Raw genomic sequence first — 12528 nt, 5'->3', positions numbered from 1 at the left:
CATACTGTTCAGTTTTCAAGGTTCTTTGTTGTTGTTCGCTGTCGTTTTCGTCAGCAGCAACTTTTATATCTTATCACAGTCGCTTTTGTTTGTCAACAACTTTTTACATTTTTTTCAAATCTTTGTTTTGATTTGTTACCCCGTTTTTCAAGGGCGAGTATTATAATACCAAACCCCTAAAGAAAAGTCAACCATTTTTTTGCATTTTTTGTTTTTATTTTTCCATTTTATTTTAAGCTGCTGTTTTTACAGGTTTTTGTGTTTAAAACAAGGCCGGATAAACAGCTGTTTTGCTCTTTCTTCTATATAATGTGTTTTCTTCTGTGAGTAAAGAGCAGATATTCTGACTGCTCTTTTATCTGTCCGCAATACAGGCCGGTTTCGTCGATAAACTGTCGATACCTGCAGTTTTCTGCAATATCATAGCTTCCTGCGGCAGAAAACCCTATCGGCATTTTATCGACGTCCATATCATATACTGATTAAAAATTATATAAGGGGGTATTTTTTTATGTGGGAAATTATTAGTAACCCGGTAACACTTTCAGTTATTGTTATGTGTGTACTTTGTCTGTGCAAGCTTAATGTTATTCTGTCACTGCTTGTATCGGCTATGGTTGCAGGATTTGCGGCTGGAATGGGGCCAGGCGAAATCATGGGGGGTATTATCACAGGACTGAACGGAAATGGAACAAATGCCATAGCTTATCTGCTTCTGGGGACGTTTGCAGCAGCTCTGGCACAAACCGGACTGGCGACAATGCTGGCCAAGTGGATTGCATCGGTAGTTAAGGAGAGAAAGTGGATTCTTCTGGCAACCCTGGTCGTATGCGCCATAATTTCCGGAACCATTATCCCGGTACATATTGCCTATATCCCGGTATTATTTCCACCGCTGCTTGTAATGATGAACAAGATGAAAATGGATCGCCGCCAGGCCGCCTGCGTTACGGAATTCGGTCTGGTAGCTCCATACGTAACGATTCCGCTTGGGTACGGTGTCATTTTCCAGGGAATCGTTGCTGAAAACATGACAGCCAACGGCATGCCGATTGAGATGATAGAAGTATGGCCTCATACGATCATTCTGGGCGCCGGAATGCTTGTCGGCCTTATCGGCTCCTGGTGGTTCTTCCGCAAGCCGCGCGATTATCAGGATATTTCACTGGAGGGTATTTCACTGGAGGACGAGGCAATCCGCCTTAACAAGGATCATATCGTATCCTTAATCGCAATCGCAGGCGTTCTGTTCGGCCAGCTCTATTGGGATTCAATGCCTCTGGGCGCTCTTCTCGGTATTCTTATCATGATCATCGGCGGCGCCGTTAAGCTTCGTAACAGTGACGGAACAATAGCCGAAGGAATCCGGTTGATGGGTATGGTTTCTTTTATCATGCTGATTGCAGGCGGGTACGCCTATGTAGTAAACCAGACCGGCGCTGTAGACACTTTGATCGACGCCACGCTTGCCATACTCGGGGCCAGCAAAGTAGTATTCGTCATTGTTCTGATTATAATCGGTCTTTTAATCACAATGGGTATCGGAACTTCCTTTGGAACCATCCCGGTTATCGCTTTGTTCTATGTACCGATGTGTATGAAAATGAACATGAGCGTCGGAGCCACAGCCTGCCTTATCGCCTGTGCCGCTGCTCTTGGTGACGCAGGTTCTCCTGCTTCCGACAGTACGCTTGGGCCCACATCCGGTCTGAATGCCGACGGGCAGCACGACCATATCTGGGATACATGTGTGCCTACATTCTTCTTTTACAATCTGCCGCTGGCAATTGCAGGATTCATCGGGGGGATGATTCTCTAAATATGCCGAAAACCGGCGGCGATTCTCAGGCACAAAGATGCACTGTTACCGCCGCCGGTTATTTAAACTTTTTCCATACTTAGTAGTTTTCTTTTCTCAGTTCAAAATAGCTCTGGGAATACTTGCACACCGGGCATACCTCCGGAGCTTTCTTTCCAATTACCAGATGGCCGCAGATACGGCATTCCCACATACTCTCCTCTGCCTTCTCAAATACCTGCTGCATCTCGACATTATGAAGCAGCTTGCGGTAACGCTCTTCGTGGGTCTTCTCTATTGCGCCTACTTTTCTGAAAAGCTCCGCCATCTCAGGAAAACCTTCCTCATCGGCATCTTTTGCAAAACGATCATACATATCGGTCCACTCATAGTTCTCTCCCTCTGCCGCCGCAAGAAGATTCTCCGCTGTCGTCCCGATATGTCCAAGGGCTTCAAACCACAGCTTCGCATGCTCCTGCTCATTCCTGGCTGTCTTTAAAAAGATCTCCGCCAGCTGGTCATATCCTTCTCTCTGGGCAACCATGGCAAAATATGTATATTTGTTTCTGGCCTGGCTCTCACCGGCAAAGCCTTCCATCAGATTCTTCTCTGTCTTTGTCCCAGCATATTTATTACCGGTATTCTCCGGCTTCTCTTCAATCTTCTCAAATACTGACGCCGGCTGACGGCAGACCGGACATGTAAATCCTTCTGTAAGTTCTCCCTCATGAATGTATCCGCAAATTGTACAGCGATATTTAACTGAACTGCTCATATTCTTTCCTCCTAAATCTTCACTTCTGTCTCTGTAGCCTGTATGCAGCATCTGCTCTGCCAGCTCACTCAGCGGTTTCTTATAAAATTCTCTGTAAAGCTCTATGATTTCTTTGTTCTCATGGCTGGTACGCAGCTCCATTCCACTGTCTCTGCGGTAAAGCCCTTCTATTCGTTTTTTCCTCAGCTCGTCGCCTTTTTGCAGCGTACCCTTGGGCTGCCCTCCGCCTCCGATACATCCGCCCGGGCAGGTCATCACTTCTATGAAATGGTATTCCTTGCCGCCCTCTTTTATTCGTTCAATGAATTTTGAAGCGGCTTTAGTTCCGTATATGACGGCGATATTTACTTTCAGCCCTTCTATCACTACCTCGGCTTCCTTCACATCCTCCATTCCGCGTACCGGTTCAAGGTTGTAAAGTACGGCCGGAGCTTTCTGTTTTGTGATAGTTTCATATGCAGTCCGCAGCGCAGCTTCCATCACGCCACCGGTATTTCCAAAGATAACCCCGGCTCCGGATGCCTCCCCCATCAGCCTGTCATAGGATGAATCCGCCAGGCCCGCAAAGTCTATCGCCTCTTCCCTGGCCCATATTGCCAGCTCTCTGGTGGTAATTACATAGTCCATGTCCCGCATTCCCGGAATCCCCAGGTATTCTGCGGCTGCCTTCATCTCCTCCCTGCGGATCTCAAACTTCTTCGCAGTACAGGGAGTGACGGCCACATTGACTATTTTTTCAGGATTCAGCCCCATCTTCTTTGCAAAATACGTCTTTACGGTCGGCCCCTGCATTCCAATCGGACTCTTTGCAGTGGACAGATGCGGCAGCATGTCCGGATGATAAATCTCCGCATACTTGACCCAGGAAGGACAGCAGCTCGTAAACTGCGGCAGCGGCCTGTTCTTTTTTGTAATCCGCTCTATCAGCTCACTGGCCTCTTCCATAATCGTTAAATCAGCGGCAAAATTCGTATCGAGCACGTAGGAGGCTCCCAGCTTACGGAGCAAAGCTACCATTTTTCCCTGGACGAAGCTTCCGTCCTCCATGTCAAACTCTTCTCCCAGCGCAATCCTCACAGACGGGGAGGTGTTGAATATAACAATCTTTTCCGGATCCCGGACTGCTTCCCTGACATCGCGGTATTCATATTTTTCTGTAATGCTGGATACCGGACAGACATTGGCACACTGGCCGCAGTTAATACAAACGGCTGTTCCTCCGGTTTGTTCAAGTGTATACGTCCCGTGGACTCCGATATAGTCCGTACAGACATCTCTGCACTGCCCGCATTTGATACAAAGCGCCTCATCTCTGCAAATGGATGGGTTGTCTTTTTCAATGGGGACTCGTACGTTCATTGGTAAATGGTTCATTGACGCCTCCTAATATGATATATGCTCCAAAATCAATAATGATTATTAATATCAGTTTACCATATTTTTCATATTTGTCAATTAAAAATTTATCTGTCACCGTTTTTATCACGTACTGAATCCCAGCGCTATTCACAGCCAGTCTTTTGCCGCGGATGTGACGGTGTTTTCCCTCCAAGCTCGTTATACAATGTAAATCCTAGTATCATCACACCTCCCGCCGCCTGCATCAGTCCCATGGCCTCTCCCATTACGAATACCGACATAGCGCAGGCAACCAGAGGATCGATGTAACTCAAAATTGCCGCTTCCTGCCCTTTCAAATCTCCAAGCGATGAAAAATAGAGGCAGTAGCCGATTCCCGTATGTACAACCCCCAGTACCAGCAGATTCATAATACCTACCGTTCCCGCTTCCATTACATGGAAACCTGATTTGAACAGAACATAGGGAAACATGACAATCAGTCCTACCAGAAACTGCAGCAGTGTTCTGTCTATCCCATCAATACCGGTAAGGGATTTGTTAATCAAAATAATGCAGGCGTATAAAACCGCGGCCCCCAGTCCGTAACCAACTCCCGTGACATTGCTGCTGCCGCCCTCCAGGCCGCCGGAGGATATCACAAGAACGAGGCCGGCCGTTGAACACGCAAAACAGATTATCTGTTTCAGCGAGAGCCGCTCCCGAAAAAGCAGGGGGCAAGCCGCCATCACAATTACAGGCGCAAAATAATAGCTTAAGGTCGCCACAGAGACAGAGGTATAATGGTATGCCTCAAAAAGAAAAATCCAGTTAAAACCTATCATAGCTCCTGAAGCCATAAGCAGGATGAGGCTTTTTCTGCTGGCCGGAAGACGAAATTTTCTGCCTCTGACAAGCTGCCACGCCAAAATCACAACCGCTGCAATCACCGCGCGGAAAAATGCAATCTCCTCCGACGCGAGCGGAATTTTTGCGACAAAATAGCCGATCGTGCCAAATGCGGCCATAGCAGTAATATTCATCAGCTTTGCACTGCGGGTTCGGTTCTCCATTGATGTTCTCCATTCATGTCTGTTTCATATTGATTTCGATTGTTTATTCATGCCGGTTCCTGTATGTATCTCTATAGCTGAGTATATCACAATTCAAAAGCTATTTCATTGCCATAATGACGGAAAAATGAACATGACACCCCCTGATCATGTTTTCCCTGGTATAATAGCAGCAGGTAGCACTTCACACCATTTCAGGAAAAATGGAAAAAAAACAAGGAGGACGAATCATGAACATCAGAGAAGAGTTGCAAAAAGCGGGGCCCGGTTCGGACGGACTGTATTTTAATCCTGTCGATGTTGTGCCGGATAGGATCTATGCCGTCCTGATCAATGAAGTTGTGCCGGAAGACCCGGGAGATGATTTTTACGGCGGGCCTGACGCAGCTTATTTGACAACGGCTCTCCCGCTGTTTCAGGAGGCGGGAATCAGGGCAGGCACCATCCTGGATATACTCAGTCAGGGAATATACCTAACGAATGCGGTGAAAATGCCGAAACCGGAATCCACGGTAGATAGAAGCCTCATCGAGCAGAGCCTGCCCTTTCTCGAAAAAGAGCTGTCGTTATTCCCCAATTTAAAGGTAATTATGCTGATGGGAGACGTGGCAAAAAAGGCCTTCAACATGATAAGCAGAAAGACGGCCCGCAAAAATGCGGTGCCGTCCGTCTCTACCTATAAAATACGCCATACCGAAATTTACTGGCAGGGTATCCGTATTATGCCGTCCTATATTATGACCGGACAGAATATATTGATCGAAAAATCAAAGTTTGCCATGGCCGGCGAAGATATTGCCGCCATGTATAGAATCATTCATTAAGATACCGAATCGTTCACCAGAGCGTGGCTGAAAATTGCTTTCTGTCAGATGTGCGTCACACTTTGCGGGAGATTTGGCCCGAATGAAGGAGGCGTTGTGGGCTACGCTGACTGAATTTGGGCCAAATATGCCGCAAAGTGGGGCGTGCAGATGGCAGGAATGAATTTTCAAACAGGCTATAGGACATGCTACATTTCTGTCCCGTCTGTTATGTACCGCAGCCCCTTCTGGATCCTGAGATATTTTTTATACTGCTCTTCACAGGCCGCTACTGCATATGGTTCCGGCTCAAAACAGTTCTGGATTTTCACGGTTCCCTCCGAAATCTGTTCCAGGGAATCGAAACATCCGCAGTGGTAAGCCGCCAGAAGGGCGATTCCAAATGCCGGACCTATCATTCCATCCATCTGCTCAATACGGATATTCAGCACATTGGCCAGAGTCTGCATCCACACTCTGCTCCTTGAGCCGCCGCCGACCACCTTGACGCTGCCGAAGCGGCACAGAGGAAGGCGCATCTTCTCGGCCAGTTCCCGGAAGCTGAAACAAAGCCCCTCTATCACCGCATACAGCATATCCGATCGGTCTGTCTCCGTACTCAGCCCGATAAAGGCTCCGCGGATACACGGATCTGCGTACAAGGTCTTTTCCCCCGACAGATGGGGATAGAAAATCACTCCGCCTGCCAGCGACTTTTCCACGTCTATCAGGCTGTCCACCTTGGAAAAATCATCTTCCTCCATGATCCCGCGGACCCACCAGTCAAATGTACTTCCATTCGACTGTACCGCCCCCTGTACGAGATAGGAATAGCTTTTATTATCAAAGGAAAATAGGATCATCTTTCCTTTTGCATTATCCTTAAGCTCTGCAACCGGCATCATGAATACGCCTGATGTCCCCAGCGATATGACCGGATAGCCCCTCCCCAGACAGCCTGTGGAAATAGCCGTGGCAGGGTTATCCCCGGTTCCGGTCAGCACATCGATCTCCTGGGGCAGCAAAAACCGCTCTGCCATATCAGGGCTGAGCGTGCCGGCCGCCAGGACGCTGCCCCGGATCTCCGGATAGTACTCTTTTTCAAGGCCTATCATGGCTCTCATCTCCGGCGACCACCGTTTCTCCCTGATTTGATATAAGCAGGAGGTGGAAGCCTCGCAGTAATCCGTCCCGAAATGGCCTGTCAGCCTGTATACGAGATAATCGGGACCAATCAGGAATTTTTTGATCCTCCTGAAATGTTCCGGTTCATTTTCCTTGAGCCAGTAGAGATTTGCCGCCGGGCTTCCTGTGGAAATCGTCCGGGAAAGGTATTCTCCCTCCGGAAATTGTTTTATTTCCTCCTTCAGCCTCGGAATTAAATCCCTGGTTCTGATATCATTCCACATCATGGCGGGCCGCACCGGCTTTCCCTCCGCATCCAGGACCACCAGCGTATGCATCTGCCCTGTGACCCCGATTCCCCTGATCCGGCTCCGGTCGCACTGCATCAGGATGCGATCCATGGCATTCACCATACAGTCATACCATATTTCCGGATCAATCTCGCTGAAACCGCGCTCCGGCTGGACCGCCTGATATTCCTCCGTAATCTGTGCCAGCACATTTTTATTCCCGTCTATCAGTACCAGCTTCATTGCAGAGGTTCCTAAATCTATGCCTAAAAATGTATGTTCTGTGTGTTCCATACTGCAATCCACCCTTCGCCTTACCGCCGGCTGTTCATTAGTTTTCGTTAATCATGGTAACCAGTTCCCTGGCTTTTCTGCTGACATTTTCAACTGCCTCAATGCTCAGATGGATTACGTCGTGTTCGTTATGATCCGCTTCATAGCTCTCGCCAAATGTGCGTATGTATTCTTTTCTCAAATCGGAGCCGTAATTAATTTTGATGAGTCCGTGTTTCTTAGCCTCCCAGATTACTTCCTTCGGAATGCCGGAGCCTCCGTGAAGCACAAGCGGAACTGCGGAGACTTCGTTAATCTTTGCCAGCAGCGGAATGTCAATCCTGGGATCCAGGCATAAGCCGTGGACATTGCCGACCGAAACAGCCAGCGTGTCACAGCCCGTCCGCTCTACGAAATCGGCCACCATATCCGGATCCGTCCTGCACTCTGCCTCATTCACCACGTCCTCCTCTTTCCCCTGAAGTGCGCCAAGCTCGGCTTCCACCGGAATCCCATAGAAATGGCAGTATTCGGCGGCCCGGCGGCACTCTTTTATGTTTTCCTCAAAGGGAAGATGGGAGGCGTCAATCATGATGGAGGTAAATCCTGCATCCACGCATGCCTTGACGTCTTCAAAGGATTTACCGTGATCCAGATGGAGTCCGATGGGAGTTTCTGAATTTTTCACCGCATCCATGGCCATCAGGGCGATGATACGCGGATTGGAGAGTTTCAGGTTATTGGAGGATATCTGAATATATCCCGGCAGCTTTGCGTCCATCAGTCCCTTTGCTATCGCTATGGTCATTTCCAGATTTGTCGTATTAAACGCCGGTAATACATGATGATGTTTTTTTGCGAATTCCATTAAGTCAAAACCATTTACAAGTTTCATAGTTATCTCCTCCGTGATCTACTGTTTTATTTGAAATCATGCATCTTCTCATAGAGCATTTTATATTTCCCGAATTTATCCATATAGTACTCATGCATCCGGGCGTCCGGCATATATTCTTTTTTTATCTTTACCGCGCGTTTGATGCCTTCCTCCAAAGAAGAATAGGCCCCAGTTCCGGCCGCAGCCATCATCATGCAGCCAAGGGTACCCGACTCCTCGTTGACCAGGGACAATACTTTCATATTGAAGATGTCGGCCCGTATCTGAAGCGTCAGCCCGGAGGCCGCCCCTCCTCCCGTCGCCACGAGCGACTCCATCTTCGTTCCCAGCTTTTTGAGACGTTCGTAGGAAAGATACATCTGAAATGCCATTCCTTCAAGGATGGCCCTGTAAATCTCTTCCGCCTTTGTATGAATGGTAAGGCCGGTGATGGTTCCCCGGGCATCCATGGACAGATCGGGGTTTCCCGCCGAACCGAACTGCGGAAGGACCATAACCTCCGTTCGGATATCCCGGACCGCCTCATCGATACGGGAATAAAAGCTCTCCCCCCTCTCTTCGCACTCCATCCTGAAGCCTTTCAGGATACTGTCCCGCGCCCAGTTCTTCAAGGCGCCGCAGGTCGTAACCTCCAGGCTGGATAAATAGGTGCCGGGCAGGATATAAGGAATACAGGTAAAATCATTGTCCATCATATACGGCGTCATCAGGGGCTCCGGAAGCATCGTGAACAGGAACTCACATGTCCCCATTCCGCATTCCCCAGCCTCGATGCGGTTTAATCCGCTTCCCAGGGCCGCACAGCTCTGATCGTGTCCGCCGGCCACCAGCATCATATCGGGACTCAGATTCAGTTCCTTTGCCGTCTCCGGCAATATGGCGCCAATTACGGTACACGGCTTCACCGGCTCAGACATCTGTTCTGCCCTGATTCCTGCCAGCTTAAGAAGCTCCTTTGACCATTCCATTTTCCTGATATCAAAGGCCATGCTTCTGGCCGCCGAAGAATAGCTTACCTTTCGCTGCCCGGTGAGCATGTATCCGACGAAATCTTCATAGAACAAAATTGCCTCCGCCCGTTTCACCGCATCGGTATTCCGGTTCAGCCACATATATTTCGGAAGACCGTAAAGCTCGTTTGGCGGCAGGCCGGTAATCTCAAAAATCTTCTTAGCCCCCATCGTTTCTATAATTTCTTTTATCTCTTCAATCCCTCTGGGATCGCCCGTCAGCATTGAATTGGCCAGCACCCTGCCCTCTTTGTCCAGGCATACGACCGACTCTCCAAGGCTTGTGACAGCCATGGCCTCTATCTTTTCCGGACAGTTTTCGCCTGCTTCCCGGAGTACCTCTTTCACATTTTTCATAACGGTTTCCGGGTTTAGCTCCCGGCGGCCGCCGCTGCCCAGCTCCTCATACTTCCTGGAAGCCGTGAACAATATCGCGCCGTCCAGATCGTAGACCAGCAGCTTCGCTCCGCTGGTGCCCACATCCAGTCCTGCAAATGCCATAAAATCACCTCTCAGCACTGTTTTTTGATTTACTTGTCAACTGCCGCTTACTGCTGCCTGGAACGGCTCTTCTTGAATACGTCGATTACGACTGCCACCATGATGATGATTCCCTTGAATACGCCCTGCCAGAAGGAGTTGATACCCATCAGGTTCAGTCCGTTCGTGATTACGCCGATAATCAGGATACCGATAAATGTGCCTCCCACGGTTCCAACGCCGCCCGACATGCTGGTTCCGCCGATTACGACTGCCGCGATGGCATCCATCTCAAATCCGTTTCCCAGCGTGGCTGCCGCCGAGCCAAGACGCGCGGACCATACAATACCGCCGACTCCGCAGAGAAGACCGATTAGGATATAAGGGAGCATATTGTATTTTTTCACATTTACGCCTGAGTACCTGGCTGCCGTCTTGTTACCGCCCAGTGCATAGATATAGTACCCAAAACGCGTCTTGTTTAGTAAAACCCAGGTGGCGATTAAGATCACCGCGGCATAGACAATAATAATGGACACTCCGCCGATGCTTAAGTTGCCGAGTCCCGTATAAGCGGCATTCCGGACACGGATTGTCACGCCGCCCGATATGATTTCCGTAAGGCCGCGGCCGATACACTGGGTGGCCAGGGTGGCCACAAAAGCCGGCACCTGCAGATATGCGACGGCAAAACCGTTGACGGTTCCCACCAGAGCGCCCACCGCGAGACAGCTTATCACGGTCAGCCAAACCGGCACGTTTAAATTCGTAATCATATATGCACCGATGACGCCCGTAAGTCCAACAGTGGAGCCGACGGAAATATCAATCTCCCCCATCAGGATCGCAAGCAGCATGCCGCAGCAGATAATTGCGTTAACCGAGTTGGACTTTAACAGGTTTAAAAGATTTGACGATGTCATGAACTTCGGTGTTGAGATTGAAACAATGATTATAAGCAGAATCAGACCGATGATTGTTCCGATATTGCGTTTAAAATAAGCGGAGCCTGTAAACGGAACGCTCCGTTCTCTCTTCTTTTCCATAATGTACCTCCTGATAATTTTCCTTATTCTCTGCTGGTTGCAAACGTCATCATGGATTCCTGGGAGAATTCTTCCTCGGCCAGCTCACCTGTGATTCTTCCTTCACACATGACATAACACCGGTTGCACATATTGATAATCTCCGGAAGCTCCGAGGAGACCATGATAATCGATACGCCTTCTGCGGCCAGTTCATCGATGATGGCGTATATTTCCGCCTTTGAGCCGACATCGATTCCCCTGGTCGGTTCGTCCAGTATAATCACCTTCGGTTTTTTCGCCAGCCATTTGCTCAGCACTACCTTCTGCTGGTTTCCTCCGCTCAGGTTCCCCGTGAGCTGCCTGGAGGATGTGATTTTAATGGAGAATTTCTTTCTGTAGTCCTCCACCATCTTATCCCATGCCCCGTGTTTTACCCCGACTCCCCTGATGAAATCACCGAGACAGACAAGCCCCATATTGAATTTCACATCATTTTTGAGAATCAGGCCCTCGTCCCTTCGATCCTCAGAGACATAGACGATACCATTATCGATGGCATCCTGCGGTCTCTTAATTTCCAGCTTTTTGCCGTCCAGATAAATATCTCCGCCCGCCTTCTGGTATGCACCGAAGATTGTCTTCATCAGCTCTGTTCTCCTGGCCCCCACCAGACCTGCAAAGCCTACGATCTCTCCGTACCGTGCATGGAAATTGATATCCCTGAAATACTTATCATGTTCCAGGCCCTTAACCTCCAGGGAGGTACCTTTGATTTCATGCTTGTTTCTTGTATAATAGCTGCTCAGTTCGCGGCCGACCATCATCTTAATCAGTTCGTCCTTATCCGCCTCCGGCGTGGGAATATCCCCGATCATTTTGCCGTCACGCAGAACGACAATCCGATCCGTGATTGCAAACAGCTCTTCCAGTCTGTGTGATATGTAAATAATACCGACGCCTTTTTCCTTCAGCAGCCGGATGATGTCAAACAGAGTCTCCACTTCCCCCTGGGACAGTGAAGATGTAGGTTCGTCCATTACGACGATTCTCGCCTCCGCCGATACGGCTTTAATAATCTCCACAAGCTGCTGCATGCCGATGGACAGCTCCTCCACGAGCTGATCCGCTCTCAGGTTAAGGTGCAGATCGTCAATTACCTTCTGCGTCTCCTCCTCCATCCTCTTTGCATCGACAAGACCAAATTTATCTCTGAGTTCCCGACCCATAAAAACATTTGCGGCGATTGTCCTGGCCGGCACCAGAATGATTTCCTGATGGATAATTCTGATTCCGTTGGCTCCCGCTACAGCCGCAGAATGTATATTTTTCACTTCTCCGTTAATCCGTATTTCTCCGGAATCTGCTTTGTAGATTCCGCCCAGTATCTTAATTAATGTTGATTTTCCGGCACCGTTCTCACCGAGGATGGCTACCACTTCACCTTCTCCGACAGAAAGGTTTACACCGGTCAGTACTATGTTTGAAGCAAATGCTTTTGTGATATTTTGCATCTGTAAGAGTTTTGTTCCGTCCATACGCTACCTCGTATTCCCTGAAAAAGTTTACGCCTGTTAGATATAGGAAACCTCATAAATCTTTTCCCTATGACGTTTCCTGTGCCGATTTTTGCTGCGTGT

The 12528-nt window shown here is 48.9% G+C and carries 10 protein-coding genes; 2 read left to right on the top strand and 8 right to left on the bottom strand.

The window, feature by feature from the left end; all coding sequences use genetic code 11:
• Positions 1-511: 511 nt before the first annotated feature.
• Entirely contained in the window at positions 512-1819 is a 1308-nt protein-coding gene (locus tag CLOSYM_RS04715; RefSeq protein WP_003500377.1) for a Na+/H+ antiporter NhaC family protein, read from the top strand.
• Between the two features lie 79 nt (positions 1820-1898).
• Here the strand turns inward: CLOSYM_RS04715 and rbr are convergent, their stop codons facing one another.
• Together rbr and CLOSYM_RS04705 are read right to left on the bottom strand one after the other, a co-directional pair.
• Entirely contained in the window at positions 1899-3947 is a 2049-nt protein-coding gene (gene rbr, locus CLOSYM_RS04710) for a rubrerythrin (RefSeq protein WP_044902140.1), read from the bottom strand.
• Positions 3948-4075: 128 nt separating this feature from the next.
• Positions 4076-4984 carry a DMT family transporter gene (locus CLOSYM_RS04705; protein ID WP_009298882.1) on the bottom strand — a complete coding sequence of 303 codons (909 nt, stop codon included), beginning with the start codon at positions 4982-4984 and terminating at the stop codon, positions 4076-4078.
• A gap of 230 nt (positions 4985-5214) precedes the next feature.
• Here CLOSYM_RS04705 and CLOSYM_RS04700 point away from each other — a divergent pair, with 230 nt between their 5' ends.
• Positions 5215-5808: a uracil-DNA glycosylase family protein gene (locus CLOSYM_RS04700; protein ID WP_003500370.1), complete on the top strand. Its 594-nt coding sequence runs from the start codon at positions 5215-5217 to the stop codon at positions 5806-5808.
• Here CLOSYM_RS04700 and CLOSYM_RS23980 read toward each other — a convergent pair.
• The 6 genes from CLOSYM_RS23980 to CLOSYM_RS04675 are packed head-to-tail and all read right to left on the bottom strand — an operon-like array spanning position 5752 to position 12426.
• Positions 5752-5979: a DUF6783 domain-containing protein gene (locus tag CLOSYM_RS23980; protein WP_081697044.1), complete on the bottom strand. Its 228-nt coding sequence runs from the start codon at positions 5977-5979 to the stop codon at positions 5752-5754. The two genes, CLOSYM_RS04700 and CLOSYM_RS23980, sit on opposite strands and share 57 nt — an antisense overlap.
• A gap of 17 nt (positions 5980-5996) precedes the next feature.
• Complete coding sequence (gene xylB, locus CLOSYM_RS04695) at positions 5997-7496, bottom strand: xylulokinase (protein WP_021641162.1); 1500 nt, start codon at positions 7494-7496, stop codon at positions 5997-5999.
• A gap of 37 nt (positions 7497-7533) precedes the next feature.
• A complete protein-coding gene (locus CLOSYM_RS04690; protein ID WP_003509091.1) occupies positions 7534-8370 on the bottom strand; it encodes a class II aldolase in 837 nt (278 codons plus the stop codon).
• Positions 8371-8396: 26 nt separating this feature from the next.
• Positions 8397-9884 (bottom strand): FGGY-family carbohydrate kinase, encoded by a 1488-nt coding sequence (locus CLOSYM_RS04685; protein WP_021641161.1) that lies wholly within the window; start codon positions 9882-9884, stop codon positions 8397-8399.
• A gap of 47 nt (positions 9885-9931) precedes the next feature.
• Positions 9932-10909 (bottom strand): ABC transporter permease, encoded by a 978-nt coding sequence (locus CLOSYM_RS04680; RefSeq protein WP_044902139.1) that lies wholly within the window; start codon positions 10907-10909, stop codon positions 9932-9934.
• 23 nt (positions 10910-10932) lie between these two features.
• A complete protein-coding gene (locus CLOSYM_RS04675) occupies positions 10933-12426 on the bottom strand; it encodes a sugar ABC transporter ATP-binding protein (RefSeq protein WP_003500363.1) in 1494 nt (497 codons plus the stop codon).
• Positions 12427-12528: the final 102 nt, after the last annotated feature.

The sequence above is a fragment of the [Clostridium] symbiosum ATCC 14940 genome (genome assembly GCF_000466485.1).
GTDB classification, from domain to species: Bacteria; Bacillota; Clostridia; order Lachnospirales; family Lachnospiraceae; genus Otoolea; species Otoolea symbiosa.
This window is presented reverse-complemented; position numbering and strand designations above follow the sequence as displayed.

Coding starts and splice junctions, on each gene's coding strand:
- CLOSYM_RS04700 (WP_003500370.1), top strand. CDS start 5,215: ATGAACATCAGAGAAGAGTTGCAAAAAGCGGGGCCCGGTTCGGACGGA.
- CLOSYM_RS04685 (WP_021641161.1), bottom strand. CDS start 9,884: ATGGCATTTGCAGGACTGGATGTGGGCACCAGCGGAGCGAAGCTGCTG.
- CLOSYM_RS04705 (WP_009298882.1), bottom strand. CDS start 4,984: ATGGAGAACCGAACCCGCAGTGCAAAGCTGATGAATATTACTGCTATG.
- CLOSYM_RS04715 (WP_003500377.1), top strand. CDS start 512: ATGTGGGAAATTATTAGTAACCCGGTAACACTTTCAGTTATTGTTATG.
- xylB (WP_021641162.1), bottom strand. CDS start 7,496: ATGGAACACACAGAACATACATTTTTAGGCATAGATTTAGGAACCTCT.
- CLOSYM_RS04675 (WP_003500363.1), bottom strand. CDS start 12,426: ATGGACGGAACAAAACTCTTACAGATGCAAAATATCACAAAAGCATTT.
- CLOSYM_RS04680 (WP_044902139.1), bottom strand. CDS start 10,909: ATGGAAAAGAAGAGAGAACGGAGCGTTCCGTTTACAGGCTCCGCTTAT.
- rbr (WP_044902140.1), bottom strand. CDS start 3,947: ATGAACCATTTACCAATGAACGTACGAGTCCCCATTGAAAAAGACAAC.
- CLOSYM_RS04690 (WP_003509091.1), bottom strand. CDS start 8,370: ATGAAACTTGTAAATGGTTTTGACTTAATGGAATTCGCAAAAAAACAT.